12 protein-coding genes are annotated in these 25,094 nt (G+C 63.4%); 6 read left to right on the forward strand and 6 right to left on the reverse strand.

Annotated features, from left to right (window positions below; genetic code table 11):
* Positions 1-20 precede the first annotated feature (20 nt).
* Genes AC07OJ_RS05640 through AC07OJ_RS05650 form a run of 3 tightly spaced genes read left to right on the forward strand, consistent with a single transcriptional unit; the run spans position 21 to position 5,493 of the window.
* On the forward strand, positions 21-1,262 hold the full coding sequence (locus AC07OJ_RS05640; RefSeq protein ID WP_065907877.1) for an exonuclease SbcCD subunit D C-terminal domain-containing protein: 1,242 nt from the start codon (positions 21-23) through the stop codon (positions 1,260-1,262).
* Positions 1,259-4,897: an AAA family ATPase gene (locus tag AC07OJ_RS05645; protein WP_495094167.1), complete on the forward strand. Its 3,639-nt coding sequence runs from the start codon at positions 1,259-1,261 to the stop codon at positions 4,895-4,897. The genes AC07OJ_RS05640 and AC07OJ_RS05645 overlap by 4 nt, the downstream gene beginning before the upstream one ends.
* Positions 4,894-5,493, forward strand: coding sequence for a glutathione S-transferase (locus AC07OJ_RS05650; RefSeq protein ID WP_282398025.1), 600 nt, complete (start codon positions 4,894-4,896; stop codon positions 5,491-5,493). Before AC07OJ_RS05645 ends, AC07OJ_RS05650 begins: the two co-directional genes overlap by 4 nt.
* A gap of 654 nt (positions 5,494-6,147) precedes the next feature.
* Here AC07OJ_RS05650 and AC07OJ_RS05655 read toward each other — a convergent pair.
* The 3 genes from AC07OJ_RS05655 to AC07OJ_RS05665 form a co-directional block, all read right to left on the reverse strand.
* Positions 6,148-6,327 carry a hypothetical protein gene (locus AC07OJ_RS05655; protein WP_065907868.1) on the reverse strand — a complete coding sequence of 60 codons (180 nt, stop codon included), beginning with the start codon at positions 6,325-6,327 and terminating at the stop codon, positions 6,148-6,150.
* Between the two features lie 156 nt (positions 6,328-6,483).
* The gene (locus AC07OJ_RS05660; RefSeq protein ID WP_065907866.1) at positions 6,484-7,659 is read right to left on the reverse strand and encodes a lactonase family protein; all 1,176 of its coding nucleotides are present in this window, start codon (positions 7,657-7,659) and stop codon (positions 6,484-6,486) included.
* On the reverse strand, positions 7,646-7,936 hold the full coding sequence (locus AC07OJ_RS05665; RefSeq protein ID WP_106805651.1) for a DUF5629 family protein: 291 nt from the start codon (positions 7,934-7,936) through the stop codon (positions 7,646-7,648). Before AC07OJ_RS05665 ends, AC07OJ_RS05660 begins: the two co-directional genes overlap by 14 nt.
* Before the next feature lie 139 nt (positions 7,937-8,075).
* On the opposite strand from AC07OJ_RS05665, the gene AC07OJ_RS05670 reads away from it, so the two are divergent.
* The gene (locus tag AC07OJ_RS05670) at positions 8,076-12,899 is read left to right on the forward strand and encodes a dermonecrotic toxin domain-containing protein (RefSeq protein ID WP_495094168.1); all 4,824 of its coding nucleotides are present in this window, start codon (positions 8,076-8,078) and stop codon (positions 12,897-12,899) included.
* Positions 12,900-12,939: 40 nt separating this feature from the next.
* The gene (locus tag AC07OJ_RS05675) at positions 12,940-17,589 is read left to right on the forward strand and encodes a hypothetical protein (protein WP_495094169.1); all 4,650 of its coding nucleotides are present in this window, start codon (positions 12,940-12,942) and stop codon (positions 17,587-17,589) included.
* 387 nt (positions 17,590-17,976) lie between these two features.
* Here AC07OJ_RS05675 and AC07OJ_RS05680 read toward each other — a convergent pair whose 3' ends face one another.
* Positions 17,977-20,352: an efflux RND transporter permease subunit gene (locus tag AC07OJ_RS05680; RefSeq protein WP_495094170.1), complete on the reverse strand. Its 2,376-nt coding sequence runs from the start codon at positions 20,350-20,352 to the stop codon at positions 17,977-17,979.
* Positions 20,353-20,368: 16 nt separating this feature from the next.
* The gene (locus AC07OJ_RS05685; RefSeq protein ID WP_177410370.1) at positions 20,369-21,397 is read right to left on the reverse strand and encodes a WD40/YVTN/BNR-like repeat-containing protein; all 1,029 of its coding nucleotides are present in this window, start codon (positions 21,395-21,397) and stop codon (positions 20,369-20,371) included.
* A gap of 391 nt (positions 21,398-21,788) precedes the next feature.
* Between AC07OJ_RS05685 and AC07OJ_RS05690 the strand changes: the two genes are divergently transcribed.
* Positions 21,789-22,904 carry a Gfo/Idh/MocA family protein gene (locus AC07OJ_RS05690; protein WP_065907858.1) on the forward strand — a complete coding sequence of 372 codons (1,116 nt, stop codon included), beginning with the start codon at positions 21,789-21,791 and terminating at the stop codon, positions 22,902-22,904.
* Between the two features lie 472 nt (positions 22,905-23,376).
* Here the strand turns inward: AC07OJ_RS05690 and AC07OJ_RS05695 are convergent, their stop codons facing one another.
* Positions 23,377-25,083, reverse strand: a complete 1,707-nt coding sequence (locus AC07OJ_RS05695) for an AMP-binding protein (protein WP_065907856.1) — start codon at positions 25,081-25,083, stop codon at positions 23,377-23,379.
* Positions 25,084-25,094: the final 11 nt, after the last annotated feature.

Here is a 25,094-nt window from a genome sequence, read left to right on the forward strand (position 1 = left end):
TCTTCCCCACGGAGTTCGCCTTGCGTCTGTTCCACACCTCCGACTGGCACCTTGGCCAAAACCTGCACGGCCAGGAACGCGACTTCGAACACGCCTGCTTCCTTGAATGGCTGCTGCGCCAGATCGGCACCCAGCACCCGGATGTGCTGCTGATCGCCGGCGATATCTTCGACACGGTCAACCCGCCGCTCAAGGCCCAGGAGCGCCTGTATGACTTCATCATCAGCGCCCACGAACAAAACCCGAAACTGACCATTGTGATGATCGCCGGCAACCACGACTCCGGCTCGCGCATCGAACTGCCCGCCCCGTTGATGCGGCGCCTGCGCACTCATGCCCTGGGCCGCGTGTTGTGGCTGGAGGATGGCGAGCTGGACGCCGAACGCCTGCTGATCCCGCTGCCCGGCGCCAACGGCAAGGTCGCCGCCTGGTGCCTGGCGCTCCCGTTTCTGCGCCCGGCGGAAGTCACCGGCGCCCACCTCGGTGACGATTACCTGCGGGGGATTGGCCAGGTGCATGAACGGTTGATCGCGGCGGCCAATGCCAAACGCAAAAAAGGCCAGCCGTTGATAGCCATCAGTCACGCGCACATGGCTGGCGGTTCGGTGTCGGAAGATTCCGAGCGCAGCCTGATCATCGGCAACGCCGAGGCGCTGCCGGCCAGCTTGTTTGATAACAGCGTGAACTATGTGGCCCTCGGCCATTTGCACAAGCCGCAACGGGTCAATGGCGAAGAGCGTATTCGTTATAGCGGCTCGCCGATTCCGCTGTCTTTTTCCGAAATCGGCTACAAGCATCAGATTCTCGATGTGACCTTCCAGGGCCAGTGCCTGGTGAGTGTCGAGCCGCTCCTGATCCCGCGTTCGGTCAACCTGCAGCGCCTGGAGGCCGCGCCACTGGCGGACATCCTCAAACAGCTGGCGGATTTGCCCGACATCGACCTGCTCGCCGAAACGCAGCGCCATCCGTGGCTGGAAGTGCGCGTGCGCCTCGACGAACCGCAACCGGACCTGCGCCAGCAAATCGAAACCGCGCTGCAAGGCAAGGCCGTGCGCCTGGTGCGCATCGCCGCCGACTATGCAGGCAAGCGCGGCAGTGACGACACCGACGAAGAGCGCCTGGTCGAACTCGACCAGCTCACGCCCCAGGAGCTGTTCAGCCGCGCCTGGCAGGACAGCTACGGCAGCGAGGTGGATGAACAGACCTTGAAGGATTTCGCCGTGCTGCTCCAGGAAGTGCAACACGCGGGGGAACAGCCATGAAGATTCTTGCCATCCGCTTGAAAAACCTCGCCTCGCTGGCCGGCCCGTTCGAGATCGACTTTACCGCCGAGCCGCTGGCGAGTGCCGGGTTGTTCGCAATCACCGGGCCGACCGGTGCGGGTAAAAGTACCCTGCTCGATGCGCTGTGCCTGGCGCTGTTTGGCGCGGTGCCACGCCTGGGTGATACCGGCCAGGCCAAGATGCCGGACGCCGACACGGATATTTCCATCGGTGACCCGCGCACCCTGGTCCGACGGGGTACCGGCGGCGGCTATGCCGAGGTGGATTTCGTCGGCGTCAATGGCCGTCGTTATCGCGCGCGCTGGGAAGCCAATCGCGCCCGCGACAAGGCCAGCGGCAAGTTGCAGAACAGCCGCCAAAGCCTGATCGACCTCGACAGCGACCAACTGCTGGCCAGCCAGAAAACCGAATACAAGACCCAGCTGGAATTGGCCCTGGGCCTGAATTTCGAGCAGTTCACCCGCGCCGTGTTGTTGGCGCAAAGCGAATTCAGTGCGTTCCTCAAGGCCAATGACAACGAGCGCAGCGAACTGCTGGAAAAGCTCACCGACACCGCGCTCTACACCCAGCTCGGTCGCCGCGCGTTCGACAAGGCCAAGGAAGCCAAGGACGCGCACAAACACCTGCAGGACCAGGCCACCGGTGTGGTGCCCCTGGCCGGCGAGGCCCGCGCCGAACTCGACGAGCAATTCGACGCTGCCCAACAGCAGTTCAAGGCGCAACAGGCGCAACTCAAGCAGCTGGAACTGCAGCACACCTGGCTCAAGGAGCTGCGTGAGTGGCAAGACCGCCAGCTCAGCGCGACCGAGCAATTGCAGCGCGCGCAGGCCGAGTGGGACAGCCTGGGCCCGCAACGCCAGGACCTGAGCCGCCTGGACCAGCTGGCGCCGCAGCGCCACCACTTTGCGCGCCAGGCCGAACTCGACAATCTGCTCACGCCCTTGGCCGCGCAGATTCAGGCGCATCTGGCGCAACAGGCCGAGCTGCAGACCCGCCAGGAGCAGGCACTCCAGCAGCAGGCGGCCGCGCACGCCGCGCTGGCCGAGGCCCTCAAGCAGCAAGCTGACGCCGCCCCGCTGCTGCTGCAAGCCTTCGCCGAACACAACACCCTCGCCCACTTGACCAAGGACCTGGCCAAGCGCACCGAAGACAAACTCCAGCAAGAAACCGCCTGCACCGAAGGCCAGGCGTTGCTCAAGGGCTTGCAGGACAAGCACACCCACGTTGCCGAGCGCCTGCAGCGGCTGGCCGCCGAGCTTGAGCGCAGCGCCGTCCTCGCGCCGCTGAGCGATGCCTGGAGCGCCTATCGCGACCGTCTGCAACAGCTGATGCTGATTGGCAATCGCCTGAACAAAGGCCAGGCCGAACTGCCGCAACTGGAACAGCGGGCCACCCGCGCCGCAGAAAAATTCGCCGAGCAACGCGACGCCCTGGACCTGCTGTATCAGGAAGCGGGTGCCGAACCCCATGCCGTGGCCGAGCAGATCCAATTGCTGGCCAGCCTGCTACAGGACAATCGCAAGCAACAGCGCGCCTTTGAAGACCTCACGCGGTTGTGGGACAGCCAGCAACAGCTGGACCAGCAGGCCCGCGCGCTGACGCAAAAACTCGCGGACGCCCAGCAACAACGCGAACGACTGAACCAGGCCGGCCTGCAAGCCAAGGCCGAGCTGACCGTCGCCGAGCAAACCCTGACGGTGACCAAGCAATTGCTGGAACGCCAGCGCCTGGCCCGCAGTGCCAGCGTCGAGGAGTTGCGCGAGCAGTTGCAGGATGACCAGCCGTGCCCGGTGTGCGGCAGCCATGAGCACCCGTATCACAAGCCCGAAGCCTTGCTGCAAAGCCTCGGTCGGCATGACGACAGCGAAGAGGCGGCGGCGCAGACAGCCGTCGACACGCTCAAGGAAAAACTCACCGAGCTGCGCGGCGAAGTCGGCGGCCTGATTGCCCAGCAAAAGGAATTCCTGCAACAACAGGAGCAGGTGGTCAGCCAACAGCAAGGCCTCAAGCCGAGCCTGGATGCGCATCCGCTGGCGGCCGCGCTGTTCAATCAGGACACGGCCAAGCGCAGCGACTGGCTGACCCAGCAACTCAGCCAACTGACCCAGAACATCGCCCAGGACGAACAGCGCCAAGGCGCCCTGCTCAACCTGCAACAAAACGCCGGCCGCCTGCAGCAACAACTGCAGGCAGCCCAGGATGCCAGCCAGCAGGCCCGCCAGTTGCTGGTGGACCAACAGCGCGAGCTGTCCAACGACCGCGAGCGCCTCGACGAAGAACTCAACGCCTTCGCCAGCGTGTTGCCCGCCGATACCCTCGAAGGCTTGCGCCGCGAACCGGCCGCGACGTTCATGCAGCTGGACCAGCAGGTCAGCCAACGCCTGGAGCAACTGGGCCATCAGCGCGATGAACTGGCTGAGCAGCAGGAGCGCCAGCAGGCCATCGAAAAAGAACAAACCCACCAGCAACATCGCCAGCAGCAGCTCGACGCCCTGCTCCAGCAGGTCGCGGAATTGGCCGCACAACGGCAGGCCGCCGAAGAAAAACTCAGCGCCCTGCTCGGCGAGCACTCCAGCGCCGAACACTGGCAGCAGCAACTCGACCAGGCGGTGGCGCAGTCACGCCAGAGCGAAACCGACGCCAACCAGCAACTGCAGGACACGCGCGACGCCTTGATCCAATTGGCCGCCGACCTCAAGGCCCAGCAGGAACGCCAGCAGGCGCTGCAAGCCGAGCAACAGGGTCTCGCCACGCGCCTGCAGGCCTGGCGCGCGCTGCACCCCGAACTGGACGACGAAGGCCTGGCCCGTTTGCTGGCCCTCGACGAGGCGCACATCAACGCGCTGCGCCAACAGCTGCAGCACAGCGAAAAAGCCGTCGAACAGGCCAAGGTCCTGCTGCAGGAACGCGAGCAACGCCTCGCCGAGCACCAGGCCCTGCACAACGGCAACCTGGAGGCCGAACACCTCGACAGCACCCTGGCCGCGCTCAACCAGCAACTGGCCGAGGGCGAGAAACACTGCGCCGAACTGCGCGCGCGCCAGTCCGAAGACCAGCGCCGCCAGGACGCCAACCATGCCCTCGGCGAGCAGATCGCCAGGGCCTATGACGAATGGCAACGCTGGGCCCGCCTGAATGCACTGATCGGCTCGGCCAACGGCGACACCTTCCGCAAGATCGCCCAGACCTACAACCTCGACCTGCTGGTGCACCACGCCAACGTGCAATTGCGCCAACTGGTGCGCCGCTATCGCCTCAAGCGCGGCGGCAGCATGCTCGGCCTGTTGGTACTGGATACGGAAATGGGTGATGAACTGCGCTCGGTGCATTCACTGTCGGGCGGCGAGACTTTCCTGGTGTCGCTGGCCCTGGCGCTGGGCCTGGCATCGATGGCGTCGAGTACGTTGAAGATCGAGTCGCTGTTTATCGACGAGGGCTTCGGCAGCCTCGACCCCGAATCCCTGCAATTGGCGATGGACGCCCTCGATGGCCTGCAGGCCCAGGGCCGCAAAGTCGCGGTGATCTCCCACGTGCAGGAGATGCACGAACGCATCCCGGTGCAGATCCAGGTCAAGCGCCAGGGCAATGGCTTGAGCACCCTGGAGGTCAAGTGAGCGAGGCGCTGCTGTATTCGTTCCGGCGCTGCCCGTATGCCATGCGGGCGCGGTTGGCGTTGCGCTATTGCGGCGTGCCGGTGCAGATCGTCGAGGTGAGCCTCAAGGCCAAGCCGGCCGCGATGCTGGCGCTATCGCCCAAGGGCACGGTACCGGTGCTGTGCGTCGACGGTCGGGTGATCGAGGAAAGCCTGGAGATCATGCAATGGGCCTTGGCGCAGCATGACCCTGAGGATTGGTTGCTCGGGGGTGACCCGCGGGTGCTGGAACTGATTGCCGAGAATGACCAGGTGTTCAAACATCACTTGAATCGATACAAGTATGCCGAACGCTACCCGCAGCAGCCGATGGAACACTATCGGGCCGAAGGCGAGGTGTTTTTGCAGCAGCTGGAGGGGTTGCTGGCGGAAAATGACTACTTGCTGGCCGGGCATTTAAGCCTGGCCGACGTCGCACTGGCACCGTTTGTGCGCCAGTTTGCCCATGTGGATCGCGAGTGGTTTGCCGGTACTCCTTATCACAGGCTGCAAACCTGGTTGCAACGCTTTCTGGAGTCGCCGCTGTTTGCAGCAGTAATGGCAAAACCTTCAGGCTGAGCGCAGATCAAAATGCGGGAGCGGGATTCTTGGGGTGAAAGGGCCTCTCATGGTGAAAGGACCTCTTGGGGTGAGCTGGCCTCTGATGGTGAAAGGACCTCTTAGGGGGTGAGCTCGCCTCTCATGGTGAAAGGACCTCTTGGGGTGAGCTCGCTTCTTGTGGTGAGCGGGCTTGCCCCGCGTTGGGCTGCGCAGCAGCCCCAGGACCCGGCGCCTCGGTGTGTCAGGTCAAACCCGGGCGCTTGCAATGGGGCCGCTTCGCAGCCCAACGCGGGGCAAGCCCGCTCGCCACAATAGATCTGCCAACCCCATAATCACCTGCCAGCACACCATCACCTGACAAGCACAACCATCACCTGCCAGCACCCAGTCACCTGACAACCACACCATCACCTGCCAGCACCCAATCACCTGACAAGCACGACCATCACTTGCCAGCACACCATCACCTGACAACCACAACCATCACCTGCCAGCACACCATCACCTGACAACCACAACCATCACTTGCCAACACACCATAACCTGCCATCCACACAATCAAATGTGGGAGCTGGCTGGCCTGCGATGCTGACGACTCGGTCCAACTGATTCACCGAGTTGAGTTCATCGCAGGACAGCCAGCTCCCACATTTGATCTGTGTTGCCTGGCAATCAGTGTTGGGTCTTGTGGTCCAGTGCGGCGTAGAAGTTGGCGCTTTGTTGCAGGTATTTCTGGGTGTAGGCGCTGGTGCTGGATTTTTTACCGGCAACGTCCACGCTGGCGGCAGCAGGCAAGGCTACGGTGGCGGAAACAGCGGACGCGGCGATGATGGAGAAGAGGTTCAAGTTCATGTCGGTAACCCTTGTGTTCGTTTGGTTGAGTGGCCGGGGAAGGCCTTGGAACCCAACTTACGCCCGAGGGCTAAACCTTAGAAATGCTTTGAAACAGTAGCCGCTATTAATAGAATTAATACAAGGAGTCAGGCCCCGCCGTGCGGGGCCTGTGGCTTATTGACGCACCAGAAACTTGAGGTCGCTGGGTGCATCGATCGCCAGTTTCTGCACGGTTTTACCCAGCAGGCCGGTCTTGGGGTCACGTTCGACCACTACGATTGCATTGCTTTTCTGGTTGGCCACCAGCAGGAACTTGCCACTCGGGTCCAGGCTGAACTCGCGCGGGTGATCGCCTTCAACGGAGCGGCGCTGCAGCTCCTTGAGGTGCGCGGTCGCCGGGTCAATGCTGAACACCAGCAGTTGATTGGCCGTGCCGCGATTGCTCACATAGAGGAACTTGCCATCACTGGACGCATGCAGCGCGGCACCGGCTTTGTCGGACACCGGTTGCCCGGCGGCGTAATCGAGCAGTTGAGTCTGGTTGAGCTTGCCGTCGTGGTAGTCGAACACGGCGATCTGGGCGCTCATCTCGGTGGTCAGCCAGGCATGCTTGCCATCGGCGCTGAACAGCAAGTGACGCGGACCGCTGCCTGGCGGTAATTGCACGAAGGCTGGATCGGCCGGGGTCAGCGGCAGTTCGTGGTTGGCCTTGGGGTCGTAGTGGTAGACAAAGACCTTGTCCGCCCCCAGATCCTGCACAAACACGTACTTGCCATCCGGCGACGACACCACCGAATGCACATGGTTGGACGCCTGGCGCTCAGGGTTCACGCGGCTGGCCGGGTGCCCGCTCAACTGCACCGGCGCCGACAGCTTGCCACTGGCGTCCACCGGCAGCACGGCCAGGCTGCCACCCGGGTCTTCCAACACCGAATAGTTGGCCACGAACAGGTAACGGCCGTCAGCCGCAACGCTGGAATACGTAGGCTCATTGCCCAGGCTTTGCACCTGGTTGACCAGAGTCAGCTGATGGTTCTGCGGGTCGATGCTGTAGCTGCTCACACGGCCCACCGGGTCTTTCTGGCCCGGGCCGTTTTCATTCACCACAAACAGATGCTTCTGGTCCTTGGACACCGTCAACCACGAGGGGTTGGCTGCCTTGGCCGCGAGCACCGGCTCGCCCTGGAACTGGCCGGTGCGGCTGTCGAACTGCAACCGGTAGATGCCTTGGCTGGTGCCGGCGGTGTAGCTGCCCACCAACAGTTCATAAGTGTCGGCCGGCGCGGCCTGTACCGACATCGCGCCGACACTGCCGGCCATCAGCAGGGGCCAGAATTTACGCATCATCATGCTCGTCTTCCTCGTCGTTATTGTTGCCGGTGAAGGCGGCCATGCACACCAGGCGGTGCTCGCCCGAATCACCGGTGAGGGTCCAACTTTGCAAGGCTTCATCAAAGGTTGCGGCCTGCACTTGCGCCAGGCTGAAGGACCAGCGTTTTTCAACGCGGCCATCCATGCACTTGATCGACAGCTTCTGGTCGTCGAGTTCGAAGTCAAAGGCATGCAGGCCATCGATTTCGAGCATGTCGCTGGTTGCAAGTTCATTAGAGAGGCTGCGGACAGTCATCAGGATCATTCATCAGTGGAAAAAACCTTGATGATAGGCCAATCCGGCGGTGCCGTCGTGTCGCGATAGCGGGCTACCGCACCCGCTGCGCCGTGGCTTGCGATTCTAGGGACTACCCCCTGACAGAATGGACTCGTTTATGCCGCAAGACACACCCGCCACCCCACTGTTGCTACCTCATCGAAGCGACACACTCGCCCGGGCCGTGGCCCGGCAGTTCACCGGGCGCCCGACGTTGCGCCAGGTGGTCGACCAGCACGTGCACGAACGCCTGCTGGAACAATTCCCCTCACTGGTGCTGGACATGTCCAGCGTCAAGCTGGCCGTCCCCAACCAACGACGCGGCTGGGACCTGCGGCGCTTGAGCGATGTCATCCTCGATTACCTGGGCCACGGCACGCCCCTGAACATGACCGAGGTGATCGACACGCGCCGCTGCTTCCTGTCCCAGCGCCCGCCCTTGCACTTGACCTATGAGGCCAACGGCCCGCGCGAGCCGGACATGGCGGTGATCGAACGGGTGATTGCGGACCTGCCCTTCACCCTGCCCATCGCCTTTCAAGATGCCCTGACCCGCTACTGGAACGGCGCCGCCGACACCGGTGCCAGCCGCTGGCAATGGCTCGGCGACCTGGTGGCCGACAACCTCAAGAGCACCGCCAGCCTGCTGCCAGCCGGGCTCGCCCAAGACATGCTCTACGCCGTCAGCCGCCAACCCGATCGCCGCGAACGCGAGGGTGTGCGTGCGTACTGCCTGGAGGGCTGCGTGATCCACCAGGGCCGCACCACGCGCCTGCTGAGCAGTGACCTGTTGTTGGTGCAAGGCGACCACGTACTGCTGTGCCAGGCCTCGGGCAACGTTGAAAACTTTGCCTCAGTGGACGCGTTCAACCAGGCCTGGGGTCAACGCCTGGCCGCCGCGTTGCTGGCCGAGAAGATCCAGGTCAAGCACTACGAGCCCGATGGCAACCTGTTCGATATCCAGGCCGCCTTGCTGCTGAACCAGCAGTTGGACGACCTCGACGCCCTCCGTTTGCCGGCCACTGACGGTGTACGCGCCCTGGAGCAACGCTTCGCCGACGCCACCGACCCGGTACCGGCCTTCCTCGCCACCCCGGTCCCCGACCCGACGCACCAGGCGCGTCTCCAGGCGGCGCTGCCGGACTGGCTGCAAGCGGCCAGTGCCGACCAGCGCTTTGCCTATCGCCAGGGGCTGGTGGACCAGGCGCGAGTGCAGCGAGAAAACGCTGGCGCGTCGTTTCTCGACGGCGTCGAGAGTCTGCAGGCCTTCACCGTGCGCACCCTGCGCGAGCAGATGCGCCGCGATCATCCCGAGTCCAGCGTGGAACCGGAAAACCTGCAACTGACCTTCCATGTCCCGGTAGGCGACCTGCACAGCGGCTACCTGGCCCCGGTGAGCATGAGCCTGACCGAACTGGCCATCCACAACCTCGCCGCTGCGCCGCAGGGCCGCATGAGCGTGCGCGACACTTCGGGTGCCGCCCTGCCCGCCTGGTTCAACGAGGATTATGTGCTCGGGGAAAAGGGCGTATTCCACAGCACGCCGGGGCTGATTCGCCAAGTGGACATTGGCCGGCAGTACCCGGCAAAAATCCGCGAGTGGCTGCTGGGGGACAGCCCTGACATACGCCGGCGCGAAGCCCTGTTTGGCGAGCAACTGAGCGTGCAGCTGCCACGCCAGGCGCTGGAACAGGCGATTCGCCAGGAGCACGGCCTGACCTTCCAGGGTTATCGCTACGTCAAGGCCGTGTTGCAGCGCAGCGCACCCGGCCGGGTGGTAGAGGGCCAGGACATCGTGATCCGCCCGCTGGCCTTCGTGCGCACGCCCGACGCGCGGCCGGACAGCGTCGCGAGCATGTTCATCATCGAGCCTCGAGACCAGGGCAATGGCACGCATCTGCTCTATCGACCGTTGTACCCGGACGCGCTGCACCAGTTCGCGAGTCGCCAGGCATTGTTCGACGCGATTGCCGAGCCTGGCGCCCTGCAAGACAGTGTGCTGGCCTGGCTGCCGGACAAGACGCGGTCGATCTATAGCCACGGCGGTTTTCAGAGCCCGCATATCCTGCGCTTCGGCCAGGGTGACGACACCGTACAGTGGCCCGCACCACCGCCCGCGCAGTTGGCGCAGGACCTCAACGGCGGCGAAGTGCCAGGCTCGCTCGCACAATCACTGGCGACCGGCAACCTGCTGCAATACCTCTACGGCAGCAATGCCCGGGCCCTGGTGGACCTGGCCGATCGCGACTCGGTGTCGAATGCCGAAAGCCGCTGGGCCGTGCTGCTGGAGGGCGGCTGGTTGCTGTTCAACGCGCTGTTGATGCCGCTGTTGCGCGGCCCGGCGATGGCCGTGGGCTGGATCCTGCAATTGGCGGTCAGCCTCAAGCACGACCTCGGCGGCCTGCAGAGTGATGACGCGGCTGCGCGGGAACTGGCCTGGGTCGACGTGTTGCTCAATATCGGCCTGCTGGTGCTGCACGCGGCCTCGCCCACCGACCCCGCGCCGCGCCTGCCCACGCGCACGCCGGGCGAACCGACCTTGCCCCTCGCCGCCCTGCGCCGCCCGGCCTCTGCGCCGTCGGCCCCCACGCTGATCGAGCACGGCCCCATCGGCCTGCCATCCGAACCGGTGGCGGGCGACCAGACCTTGGTGGATTTTATCCATTCCAACGCCCGGGATGCCTCGCGTCGGCGCCTGCTGGACGCCCTGCGCGAACTCAATGTGGCGTGGCCCGTGCCGCCGCCGACGCCCGTAGAGATTGGTCCGCACCGAGGGCTGTACAGCATCGACCGACGCTGGCATGCCTCAGTGGGCGGCTTGCTGTTCGAGGTGAACATCCAAGCCGAAACCGACGCGTTATTTATCGTGCATCCGCAAAAACCTGAGCATCCGGGCTTTGAACTCAAGACCGACGGCCAGGGCCATTGGTCGCTGGACCTGGGGCTGAAACTGCGTGGTGGCGGGCCCAAGAACCGGTTCAAGGCCAAACTGGTGCAGATTGAAGAACAACGCGCACAAGCACACGAGCACGCCAAACGCATTGAGGGCCTTATAGCGGCGGTCAGTCGTGAGCAACTGAGCTTTGTCGACGGGATATTCCCCGCCAAGGCCCTCCTTGAATCACTCGACCAGCAGTTGCTGGTTGCCCACACAGCCCTGCGGGCCGCGCCCGAGAACCCGGTGCTTATCCAGGCGCATGCCGCCACCGCGCGTTCCAGGGCCCGCGCCAAGGTGAACTTCCAGGTGCTGCTGGAACGCTTCGAACGTACCGCCGGCCCCCAACAGCAGCATCGCCGCGACCTGCTGGAGGCCTACCGGAAAATCAAGGTGGCGGACGGCAAGTTCGACTATGAAGCCAATGCGCAGGAGGTCTACACGAGCATGCTCGCCAGTGATGAGTTACACATCGCCTTCACGGACGCCTTGCACCGCAGCACCTTTTTCTCTGACCAGGGTGAATCCCTGGTTGAACTGGCCGGCAGGCCGGGCGACACAGCAGCCATCCGTTATGTCTATGATCTGGTGCAAACCAACTTTGCCGCCAGCGAGCGCCATTTCAAGGCGGTGCTCGACATCGAGAATGCGCTCGAAACACTCGCGGGTGATCTCAAGAGCGGGCCCGCAGAGCGCTACAAGTACCTCAGTGCAGTGCCTGCCCGACGCTTCTACAACCGCGTGACCGCGACCCTGGAAACCCTCGACCTGCTGGCACTGCTGAGCATCGACCTGACATTCGAACCGCACACCGCCGAGGAATTGTATTTCTTCCAGAACCAGCGACTGCTGCACACCGTCGAGTCCTCAAGGGTGAACACCCACCTTGACCTGCTGGCCACCGAGGGCTTCACCGTCGCCGAACGCAAGGCGGTGCTGCTCAACCTGATTGACCATTACAGCCACCGCCTGCAGATCTACCGCGCGCTGATGGACATCAATTCCCCGTTGATCATCCCGCGCTATATGCCGCTGCTGATCGAACGCCTCGAAACGGTACGCAGCGCGGCCGAGGCCGACTTGGCCGATGTGTTGCGCGAGGATGAGTTCCTGCCGCCGCAGACGGGAGTGTTCAAGCCGCTGAAAATCGCCGTTCCCGGAAAACGCGTGTTCAAGTCCCGGGACAAGGGCGCACTGGTAGGTGAACTGCAAGCGCCTGACGCAGATACGCCTTTCCCCACCATCATCACTCGCAACCCAATCACTCAGCAGCCCAGCGGCCGGTTCATCGAACACCCGGGAGAAGGTTGGGTCGAGATCGTCGACGCGCCGCCGAGCCGCCCGGCAGAAAAGCCTCCTACCCGTTCCCTGGCCAGCTTGCGTACCCAGTCCCAGCAGTTGCTGGAGGAAGTCGGCGCGATCGAGCGCTCCATCAAGTTCCAGAAGAACAAACTCAAGGACCCGCAACGCCGCGACGACCTCAATCCCCGCGACTGGGACGACATGCTCCAGTATCAGGCCCAGCGCATCGAGTCGATTGCCGATGAGATCCAGCGGCAGCACCAGGAACCGCAGACGGTCGAGCGCTTGCGCACACGTGCTGGCGAATTGCGCACCCAGGGCCGGCAACACTGCATCGAAGGGCTCAAGGCCCAGCGGCCCCGCCAGGCAAATATCGACTACCTGCGCATCCACGCCGCCGTGGATATCGGCCTGGTCCACGGCCCGCAACGCACTGCGGCCGGCGACTACGTGACCGAGTTTGCGGTACGCGAGAAAAACGCGCTCACGGTGCTCTGGTACGCACACTTTCACTACGCGCGTGCCGGTGTGCCGGCGGCTGAGTACACCAAGGCCCATCTCAAGCGTCCCGAACACCGCTTTATCACCTTCAAGGACTTGCTCGCCCAGGCCGGAAACGACAACCGCGCCATCGTGCGTGATGTGTACAACCCGATCACCCCGCCACTCGACCAACGCCTGTTCCTGAGCCTGCTCCCTGCCTAGAACCCGCCATGAATGGCATCGAATTGCCAAAAGGATGTGTATGCAATCCACCGACTCTATCGCGCACGCCGTCAGCGCGCGCTTCGCTGATCGCCCGACGCTGGAAAGCGTGATTCGCCAGCAACTCGCCACCGCCCTTAGCGAGCGGTACCCGACCCTGACGCTGGACCTGAGCCGCACGCGGCTGGCCAGGCCGCAACGCCGCAGCTGGCTGCTGCAACCGTTTATGCCGGTGGTGCATGACGCCCTGGCCAGCGGCGTGCCGCTGGACTTCAGGGATGTCGGCAGCCTGGCCTGGTACCTCTCCGACGAGCCGCCCAAGCGCCTGAAACTGCCGGGATTGACCCCGGAAAAACTCGATATGCAGGTCATCGCCACGCTGATTGGCGAGATCCCCCAGACCTTGAGCATCGCACTGCAAAACGCCCTCGCCGCCTATTGGGATGCCGGCCACTGGCGCTGGCTGGCCGACGTGTTGAAGGACACCCTGCGCGTCGCCGCCCTGCGCCAGGCCGAGCTGGATCAAACGGCCCGCGAGACCCTCGACCAGGTGTTGACCAACCCTGAGCGCGAGGACCGCCTCACCCTCCATGGCGACCGTGCGGTGTACGCCTACGGGCTGCAAGCCACCCTCAAGGACGCGGCGCGCAGCGTCAGCCTGCTCGGCCCGGACCTGTTGCTGGCCCGCGCGCTGAATGGCAAGACGTCGGTGCTGCTGTGCAGCCCGCAGACGGGTATCGAGACGTTCGCCAGCGTGGATGTGCTGATCCAGGCCGTGGGCCAACGCCTGGGGCGTCAGTACCAGGTCGAGGATATCCTGCTGCAACGCTACGAAATCGACGGCGATCTCTTCGAGCACCAGGCGTCGTTGATCCTCAATCACCAACTCGAAGACCTCGGCAACCTGAGCCTGCCCACCGGCCAGCCCTTCAGGGTGTGGCAGACGCTGTATAACGACATCACTGACCCTGGGCGATTCTTCCGCGACGCGCCGGCCGCGCCTGCCCTGGCAACCTTGCGCACCCACTTGCCGGCCTGGCTGCAAAGCGCCAGCGCCGACGACCAGGCCGCTTACCGCCGCTACACCCTGGCACTGGCCACCGCCAAACAGCGCGCGGGGGGCCGTACCGTGCTCAGCGATATCGACGACATCCGCACCTACACCGTCAACGCGCTGTTGCAAGCGCTGCAAGGGGATGCCGTGACCTTTGCCAATCACGCGCCGACGCCGCCGTCGGTCGCGGCCCTGCACCCCGACGACCTGCTGCTGACCTTCTCCGTGGCCGCCGGCTACCCAGGCACCGCCGGGATCATCCGCCACGAACGCGTGAGCCTGACCGAGCTGGCGATCGACAACCTGTCCAGCCGTCCCAGCGCCAGCGTGACCCTCGCCAACCGGCAAGGCCTGCCCTTGCCGGCGTGGCTGACCGCCGACTACCTGATGGGCACCGGCGGCCTGGTGGAACGCGTGGACATTGGCCAGCACTACCCACGCCTGCTCGAAACCCGGTTACTTGGCGACAGCCCCGAGGCACGCCAGCGTGAAGCGCTGTTCGCCGCGCAGCAAGCCGTGCAACTGCCGCTGCTGGCACTGGAATTGAGCCTGAAACAGCAAGCCGGGCTGAGCCCTCAGGGTGCGCGCCTGGTGGCGGCCGTGATGGAGCCGGCAGCCGCCGGCCAGCAGGTCGATCAGAATCCGGTGGTGATCCGTCACCTGGCGCTGCTGCAAATGCCAGGCGCCCAGCCGGACCCGGTCAGCGCCATGTACCTGATCGAAGCCCGCGACACCGCCCTCGGTCCTCATGTGCTGTACCGACCGCTGTACGCCGAAACCCTGCAGGAATTTGCCAGCCGCGAGGCGTTGTTTGAAGCCATCGCCGAACCTGGGCCCTTGCAGGACAGCGTGTTGACCTGGCTGAGTGACACGGCCCGGCCGATTTACGCCAATGGCGGGTTTCGCGAGCCCCACTACGTACGCTTCGGCCAGGGCGATGAGTTCTCGACCCTGGGCACACCGACACCGGCGACGTTGTCCGCTGATGGCATCAACGACGAACTGCAGCAGTGCCTGGTGACCGGACGCCTGATGACCTACCTGTTCAGCGATCATGCGCGGGCGCTGGTGCAACAAGCCGACCGCGCGTCGGTGTCCAACAGCGAAAGCCGCTGGCAGGTGCTGCGCGAAGGCAGCAGCCTGTTGTTCGGCAACCTGCTGCTGCCCCTGCTGCGCGGGCCGGCCATGCTCACCGGCTGGCTGTTGGGGCTGATGGCCAGCCTGGGTCAGGACATTCCGGCGCTGGCCGCCACGGACCCGCACGCACGGGAGCTGGCCACTGTCGACCTGCTGCTCAACCTCGGGCTGCTGTTGCTGGAGGCCGCTCCCGTGGTGGTGCCAACACCGCCACCGCTGGCAGCCGGCCTCAGGGAGCTGGCGCTGCCCTCGGCCCTCACCCCGTGGGTCGCGGAGCAATGGCCGCAACCAGCCGCACCGAGCATTCGTGAAGGCGCCGTCCTGCTGGCCGGGGCGCTGGCGCAGAAACACAGCACGGTGCTGGACTTCGGCTTTGCGCAGGCACGCCAGCGCCTGACCCCGGCCCAGCGCAGCCGTCTCGCGACGTTCAAGGCGCCGCGGCCGTCACCCCTGCCCCAACCGGTATTGAACGGGCCGCGACGCGGGCTCTATAGGGTCGAAAACCGGTGGTATGCGCTAGCCAACGGCGAGTGGTTGCAGGTCAGCCTGGAGCCGCAGGGCGAAACCCGTGTGGTGATGCCAGGCGATGCCGAAGTGTATGGCCCTTACCTGCGCAGCGATGCACACGGCGTGTGGTCGGTGGACACGCGCCTGCACCTGCGCGGCGGCATGCCAACCAAGCGGATTGCCGCCGATCGCCAACGGCGTGCGCAGCGCATCCGCGAGCTGCAGGACAACTATGAACGGTTCGTCCAGGGCCAGGCGGACCAGCAAAAGCGAATCGATATTATCCTGGGGGTCATGACCCGCACCGCCGAAGACCCACGCTTCAGCGAAGCGCAAGCGGCTGACAGCCGCCAGCGATTCGACACGGCCCTGCAAGAGCAGACCCGGGACTACCAGCAGCAACTGGACAGCCTGAAAGAGCGCAACGAATTGAACATACCCCTGCCGCCGCATTCCGTCGCAGGCCTGTTGGAAAACATGGTCAACAACGCGCGCAAGCATGTGGTGGTGGCCGAGAAGGATCGTGGCGCGCTGTATCGCTCCCACGCTCACTTCATGGCCAAAGCGCCGCGCCTGGCCGAGGCCGTGCTCGGCGACTTCGCCGCGTATCAACAGTTTGTGCGCAGCCTGATTGCCATCAATGAACGCTCGATCCACTGGCTTGAACTGCGTGATCGCTACCTCGACGAACTGTTCAAGCTAGGCGACGACGGCAGCGACCACTACCGCCGGCTGACGCTGGATCGCCCTCCGGAAATCAGTGCATTGGCGGTCAAGGATCTGCTGATGCGGAATTTCGAGCTGATGACCCATAAACACCCAGGCCACCCCTTGGTCACCGTCATGATCGATATCCTTGAGCCGCTGCAGGAGCACTTGCGCACCCACAGCGAGCTGAACGAGCTTGAGGTGACAGCCGAGGAACGCATCAACGTGCTCGAAAGCCTGGTGGAGCATTACGGCCGCGGCCTGGACTCCTTGCAGGGGGTCGGGATCGTGAATGTCGACGAACTGGACGGTGAGTATTTCGCCAAGCTGGTCAAGCTGGTGGAGGGGTTGTACCAGGAAGCCGCCAAGCAGCTCGCCAGTGAAATCAAACCCGCTGCCCAACCCGCTCCGCGCCCGAGCCGACGCCCGCCGATAGTCGCCGGCAAAGCGCAGAAAAAAGTCATTCGCACGGCGAAAAAAGGCACGTTTATCGGCGAGGTCAAACCCGTGGGTACCCTGGAAACTGTCGAGCTTCGTTCGCAGCTCACCGGTGAAGTGTTTGGCACCTATTCACAGCGGGGCGAGCAATGGATCGAATTCAAGGACGCGACGCCACCGCGCTCGCCAGGCGTGCCGCGCAGTTTGAGCCTGGTCAAGGGCGAGGCGCGCAAGCTGTTGGGCATGCTCGAGGAACACCTGCAGCGCGGCGAGCAGTACAAGAAAGTTTCCCGGCACCCGCAGGAAGTCCAGGAAGTGCTGCTGCACGAGTCGGTGCGCTACGACAAGCTGGCCACCGAACTGCACCTGGCGATCCAGGCCCAACCCGCGGAGGCCCGAGCACCGGCCGACCTGGCCCTGGAAAATGACATGCGCCAGGCGGCGGTACGCCTGAATGAGCGTGGCCAGGCGCTGCGCATTCAACTGAGCCTGGAACTGCCGCCGACGCACGGTAATCTGGAGTATCTGATCGAACAGAAGCGCGCGCACATGGCGCTACTCGGAGAGCGCATTCAACTTCGCGGCGAGCGTCGGGATTTTGTGCAGGAATACGCCGTCAACGACGCGGGAGGCTACCCCTTGTGGTACGCCCATTTCCACTACCCGGCGGCCGATACACCCAAGGCCCACTACACCGCCGCCCACCTGAAAACCCGTGAGCAACGCAAGGTGAGTTACTACTCGCAACTGGCCCGCGCGCAAAGCCCGCAGGCGGTGGTGGACGTGCACCGCGGCTTGCTGGGCAAGGCGTTGGCCGAGCGCTGGTTCCTGCCGCTCGCGCCGTGAGGGAAAAGGCTGACGAGCAGGGCTGTTGTGATGAACAGTCCCCTGTGATGGGCAGGGCTGTTGTGATGAGCAGTCCTCTTGTGATGGGCAGGACTGTTGTGGCGAGCGGGGCTGTTGTGGCGAGCGGGCTTGCCCCGCGTTGGGGTGCGCAGCGCCCCCACTACATCCGCCGCGTTATTTCAGACAAACCGCAGTGTGTGAGGATGGGGCTGCTACGCAGCCCAACGCGGGGCAAGCCCGCTCGCCACATGAAGCCCACTAGCCACAACCAATCCTACTCTCCACATGAAGCCTGCTAACCACAACCAATCCCACTTTCCACATGAAGCCCACTAGCCACAACCAATCCCACTTTCCACAAGAACCCCAATAGCCCCAAGTCCTGCCTCAGTGCGCAAACAGCGAGTTGCCCTTCTGCCCCGCGAGCTTCTCGGGCTTGATCAGGAAGCGCGCCAGTGCTGGCAGGAGCCACAGCGCACCGAACATGTTCCACAGCAGCATGAAGGTCAGCATCAGGCCCATGTCGGCCTGGAACTTGATCGCCGAGAAGATCCAGGTGCACACGCCAATCGCCAGGCAGAGGCCGGTGAACAACACGGCTTTACCGGTCGACTTGAGCGTCTGGTAATAGGCTTCCTGCAACGGCAACCCTGCACGCAGGAAACTTTCCAGGCGGCTGTAGATGTAGATGCCGTAGTCCACGCCAATCCCCACGCCCAACGCTACCACCGGTAAGGTCGCGACCTTGACGCCGATGCCCATGAACGCCATCAGCGCGTTGCCCAGCACCGAGGTCAGCACCAGCGGCAGCACGATGCACAGGGTCGCCGCCCAGGAACGGAAGGTGATCATGCACATGGTCGCCACGCACAGGTAGACCAGGATCAGGATGGTCAGCTCGGCCTCCTTGATCACCTCGTTGGTGGCGGCCTCGATCCCGGCGTTACCGGCAGCGAGCAGGAATTCCAGCCCGTCCTTGTTGTTCTCCTTGGCGAAGTCCTGCACCGCATGCACGGCGCGATCGAGGGTCGCGGCCTTGTGGTCGTTGAGGAACACCAGCACCGGGGCGAGCGAGCAATTGTTGTTGTACAGGCCATCGGCACGGGCGATGGAGTTGTTGAGCACGTCGGGGTTGCGCGACAGGGTTTCCCATTTCAGGTTGCCCTCGTTCATGCCCTTGATCATCTGCTTGGACACGGTCACCAGCGAGATCGCCGATTGCACGCCTTCGGTGTTCTGCATCTTCCACATCAACTGGTCGATGGGATCCATGGCTTCGTAGCGCGAGCAGCCTTCGGCCTTGGTCTTGACCATCACCACGAGCACGTCGGAGCTGGTGGAGTAATTGTTGATGATGAAGTTGTTGTCCTTGTTGTAGCGCGAGTCCGGACGCAGTTCCGGGGCGCCCTGGTCCAGGTCGCCGATCTTCAGGTTCTGGCTGTACCACAGGCCGCCACCGAAGGCGATCAGCGCCAGTATGATGGACACCGGCGCGACCTTGGCGCTGGCGAAATTCGACAGCAGGCGCCAGAACGGGTGATCGCGGTTGGCGTCCTTTTTGCTCTTGGCAATCGCGCGTTTGCTGATGCCGACATAGGAGATCGCCACCGGCAACAGGATCAGGTTAGTGAACACGATCACCGCCACGCCGATGGAGGCGCCGATGGCCAGTTCGCGGATCACGCCGATGTCGATGATCAGCAGCGTGATGAAGCCCACAGCGTCGGCGAGAATCGCGATCATGCCCGGCAGGAACAGTTGCCGGAAGGTGCGGCGTGCGGCCGTCAGCGCGTTGTCGGCCTCACTGGACTGCAGGGCGATACCGTTGATCTTCTGCACACCATGGGAAATCCCGATGGCGAAAATCAGGAACGGCACCAGCATCGAATACGGGTCGAGGCCGAAACCGAAAAAGTGCATCAGCCCCAGCTGCCAGACCACCGCCACCAGCGTCGTGCTGAGCACCGCGATGGTACTGCGCAGGCAGTTGGTGAACCACAGCAGCAGGATCAGCGTGATGACAAAGGCCACGCCGAAGAACAGCACCACCATGATCAACCCGTCGATCAGGTCACCGACCTTCTTCGCGAAGCCGACGATGTGGATCTGCACGTTGGGGTTCTGTTCCTGGAACTTGGTGCGGATCTTGTCCTCAAGCTCGTGGGAAAACTTCTGGTAGTCCAGGGCCAGCAGCTTGCCCTGGTCCTGCGGGTCCGGGTAGGACTCCAGCAGCGGAATGTCGACAATGCTCGACTTGAAATCGTTGGCCACCAGGCGCCCGACCTGGCCGGACTTGAGCACGTTGTTGCGCAGCTGGTCGAGGCTTTCCGGCGAGCCGTTATAGCTCTGCGGAATCACTTCACCGCCGGCAAAACCTTCTTCGGTCACTTCGGTCCAGCGTACGCTGGGGCTCCACAGCGACTTGAGGCCCGAGCGGTCGACGCCGGAGATGTAGAACACCTCGTCGTTGATCTGCCGCAGGGTCTCCATGTACTCCTTGGTGAAGATGTCACCGTCCTTGGCCTCCACCGAGATGCGCACGGTATTGCCCAGGTTGGCCAGGTCGTTGCGGTGCTCCATCATCTTTTCGATGAAGGGGTGCTTGAGGGGGATCATCTTTTCAAAGCTGGTGGACGGGCGGATCAGCGTCGCCTGCCAGAACAGGAAAATACTCACCAGCAGGCAGATCACGATCACTGCCGGACGGTTGTTGAAGATCAGGCGCTCAAGAAAGGTCGCTTTATCGTTGTGATGACTGCTCATTCTTTCCCCGCCTTTTTTATTGTTTTGCCAGTTCAGCGCCAGTCGCAGTGGCAACACGCACGCCACCCTGCCCGGCCAGAATCAAGTTGCCATTGCCTGCTGCCGTCACCGACGAGAGGGAAATGCGGTCCGGGCGATTGAACACGCTGAAGGTCTGGCCGTCGTCATGACTGACCACCACGCTGCCGCCATTGCCGACCACCACCAGCGATCCGTCGTCGAGCAAGGTCGCCCCCGACAGGCCAAACTCCAGGGCACCGCGTGCCGCCGGCAGTTCAACCTGCTCCCAGGTGCTGCCGAAATCGGTGGAGCGGTAGAGATTGCCGCGCAGGCCGTAGGCCAACAGGGTCTGCGGCTGCGCCGTGCTGATCACGCCAAACAGCGAGCCCTCGTAGGGGCCTTCGAGCTTTTCCCAGGTCTGGCCGTCGTCGCTGGAGCGGAACATGCTGCCCTGCTCGCCGACGATAAACAGGCCGGCGTCCTTGATGTGCGCAATGGCGTTGAGGTGGAACTGGTCTTCGTTGTCGAGGCGGTCGCTGACGTCTGCCCAGGTCTTGCCGCCGTCGTCGGTCGCGATCAGCGCACCGTAGGCGCCCACCGCCAGGCCGTGCTCGGCATCCTTGAACCACACGTCGAGCAGTGGCGCTTCGCGCTTGAGGTCCTGGTATTGCTGGGTCCAGGTGGCGCCGCCGTCTGCACTGGCGAGGATCTGCGCATCATGGCCGACTGCCCAGCCGTGCTTGTCATCGACGAAAAACACCGCCGTGAGCAGCTGCCGGGTAGGCACTTTGGCTTGGGTCCAGGTACTGCCCTGGTCATCGGAATAGAGGATATGCCCGCGATCACCGACGGCCACCAGACGCTTGCCGGCATGGACGACATCGATCATCAGGCCTTTGGCGGCCTTGGGGGATTCAATCGCAAAAGTGGTATCGCTGGCGGCCTGGGCAACAGTCGGCAACGCGACTGCCCCAAACAGCGAGAGCGCTGCGGCCAGCAACGCAACCTTGCGTGCGGCGCGTGGGCGGCAAACAACCCAACCCATGACAGGCTCACTCATAGACCTTTCTCCCGATTTATTATTGTTAGGTCGTCTTGCCTTCCTGGCGCCTGAAACCTGCAATCTAGAGCGCCTGAAGGAAGCAGGGGCCATCCTATCGGGCTTTCGAATCGTCTGACAATCGGCGCTACGTTATCTTTTGTTAACTGGCGGCGTTTGGCCACGTGCTGAATATGGCGCCATCAGTCGCACTGATTGATCGTTTACCGCTGCCGAGGCGTGACGAGTGACGCGGAGCGTCAGGGGCTGCATTGCCACGCAGAGCGTGGGAACGATCAACCTTCCGCTCAATGAATTTTTATTCCATATCTTGAATTATGTGAATTTTTATTCCATTAATAGCCACCTGAAAACAATAAACCAAAGGACCACGGCTATGCGTGAACTCGGAATCGGCTTGATCGGCACAGGCTTCATGGGCCGCGCCCATGCCCTGGCATTCAATAACGCCCGGGCGGTATTTGACCTGCCGGTACACCTCAAGCTGGCCGCGCTGGCCGATGCCGATACCGAGCGCGCCCAGCGCTGCGCCAAGGCCTGGGGCTTTGCCCAGGCCCACGGTGACTGGCAGGCGCTGATCGATGATCCTGCCGTCGATGTCGTGGCCATCACCACCCCCAACCACCTGCATTACCCCATGGCCATGGCCGCAATTGCGGCCGGCAAGGCGGTGTACTGCGAAAAACCGCTGGCCGTCAGCCTCGAACAAGCCGACGCCATGCGCCGTGCCGCCCGTGCGGCCGGGGTGGTGACGCGGGTCGGCTACAACTACCAGCACAACCCGATGATCGGCCTGGCTCGGCAGATGATTGCCAACGGCGATCTCGGCGAAATCATCAGCTTCCAGGGCGAGTTCAGCGAAGACTTCATGGCCGACCCGGCGTCACCGTGGTCATGGCGCTGCGAAGTGGCGCATGCCGGCGGCGCGCTGGCGGACCTGGGCAGCCACTTGCTGTCGATGGCGCACTATCTGGTGGGGGATGTCGCCAGCGTGTGCGCCGACACCCAGACCGTCCACGCCCAGCGCCCTGCGGTACACGGCAGCGATGAGCGCAAAGCCATCGCGGTGGATGACCAGGTGCATGCCCTGCTGCGCTTCGCCAATGGCGCGCGCGGCACGGTGAGCAGCAGTTGGCTCAAGCATGGCTACAAGAACCACCTGAGTTTCGAGATCAGCGGCACCCTGGGCACCTTGGCCTTCGACCAGGAGCGCTTGAACGAACTGCGCCTGTGCCGTGCCGGCCAGGACGGTTTCCAGCGCCTGCTGGCCGGCCCCGCCCTGCCCGGCTACGCAGCGTTCAGCCCGGCGGCCGGGCACCAATTGGGTTACAACGAACTGAAGACGCTGGAAGTCCAGGAGTTGATCATGGCCGTGGCCGGCCAGGGGGCGGACGGCACCGACTTTGACGCCGCGTGGGCAGTGGAAAGGCTGGCCACCGCGATTCGCGTCGCGGCCCGTGAAGAACGCTGGGTAACAGTGGACACGGTCTAAACATTGGAATACACCCCAAATGTGGGAGCGGGCTTGCTCGCGAAGGCGCTGGATCAGTCACCCTGTTCATCGACTGAAACACCGCTTTCGCGAGCAAGCCCGCTCCCACAGTTTTGATCGTTGTTCGGACTTGGAATCCGGAGTGCTGCACTAACTTTTCTACCGACGGCACAACCCGGTTCCAACCTTGGAATACGAGCCAAATGTGGGAGCGGGCTTGCCCGCGAAGGCGCTGGATCAGTCACCCTATTCATTGACTGACACACCGCTTTCGCGAGCAAGCCCGCACCCACAGTTTTGATCGTTGTTCGGCTTGGGATTCGCGGTGCGGCGCCCACATTTCCACCGACGGCACAACCCGGTTCCAACCTTGGAATACACCCCAAATGTGGGAGCTGGCTTGCCTGCGATAGCGGTGTGTCTGTCACCCTAGCCATCGCGGGCAAGCCCGCTCCCCACAGGGGCCGGACCTTCAGCTCCGCAAGGCGCGGCGCAGGACTTTGCCGACGGTGGTTTTCGGCAATTCCGTGGTTCGGAATTCCACATACTTCGGCATCTTGTAGCCCGTCAGGTATTCACGGCAATGGGCGAGGATCTGCTCCTGGGTCAGGTTCGGGTCCTTGCGCACCACGATGATCTTGACCTTCTCGCCGGTCACGCCATCTTCCACGCCAATCGCCGCGACTTCCCCGACGCCGGGGTGCAAGGCGACCACGTCCTCGATTTCATTCGGGTATACGTTGAAGCCCGAGACCAGGATCATGTCTTTCTTGCGGTCCACCAGGCGGATATAACCGCGCTCATCCATCACCCCGATATCACCGGTCGACAGCCAGCCTTCGGCATCCAGCACCTCGGCGGTTTCCTTCGGCCGCTGCCAGTAACCCTGCATCACCTGCGGGCCGCGCACTTGCAGTTCGCCCTGCTCGCCGAGTTCGGCCAGCTCGCCGTCTTCGCGAACAAACCGCACCCAGGTCGACGGCAGCGGCACGCCAATGCTGCCGGTGAAGTCCATCTCGCGCATGCGGGCGATGTTGATCGGGCTGATGCTCACCACCGGCGAACACTCGGTCAGGCCGTAGCCTTCGATGATCGGCAGCCCGGTGACTTCCTTCCAGCGCTTGGCCACCGCCGTGTGCGTGGCCATGCCACCGGCGATCACCATGCGCAGGTCGGAAAAGTCCCGCGCGCAGAACTCCGGGTTTTCCAGCAAGCCATTGAACAGCGTATTGACCCCGGCAATCCCGTTGAAGCGCTCCTTGCGCAGGATCATCTGCACACGCTTCACATCCCGCGGGTTGGCGATGAGGATGTTGCGCCCGCCCAGGCACATGAACATCAGGCAGTTCACCGTCAGCGAAAAGATGTGATACAGCGGCAGCAGGGTGACGTTGGTTTCCTGCTTGTCCTGGTCCAGTTGATCGCCGACCCAGGCCTTGGCCTGCAGCAGGTTGGCAATGATATTGCGGTGGCTGAGCATCACGCCCTTGGCGTCGCCCGTGGTGCCGCCGGTGTATTGCAGGAAAGCCAGGTCATCAAGGTGCATGCCCACCGGAAAATGGTTCAGCCCCCGGCCCTGCTTGAGCACCTGATTGAAACGCACCGCGCCGCGCAGGTTGAACGTGGGCACCTGCTTTTGCACGCGGCGCAGGATGAAGTTCATCGCCGCGCCTTTGAGCGTACCGAGCAAGTCGCCGATGGCCGCCACCACCACGCGCTTGACGCTGCTGCCGCCGATGACTTTTTCCAGGGTGTGGGCGAAGTTTTCGAAAATCACCACGGTTTCGGCGCCGCTGTCCTTGAGCAAATGCTTGAGCTCATGGGAGGTGTACAGCGGGTTGACGTTGACCACCACCGCGCCGGCCAGGATCGTGCCCAACAGGCAGATCGGGTACTGCAAGCAGTTGGGCATCATCAGCGCCACGCGGTCGCCCGGCTGTACGCCCTGGCCTTGCAGCCAGGCGGCAAAGGCAATGCCTTGCACGTGCCAGTCGGCGTAGGTCATTTCAGTGCCGATGCTGACGTAGGCAACCCGCTCGCGAAACTTCTCCAGGTGCTCCACGAACACCTCGCGCAACGACGGGTAGTCCTCGATAGCGGCATCGATGTCTGCCGGTACGCCGGGCAGGTAAGCGTTCAACCAGATCCGTTCGGTTTGTTCCTGGCTTACAGCGTTCATGGCAGTCTCCT

It is taken from the genome of Pseudomonas sp. GW821-FHT09C08, from assembly GCF_059418125.1.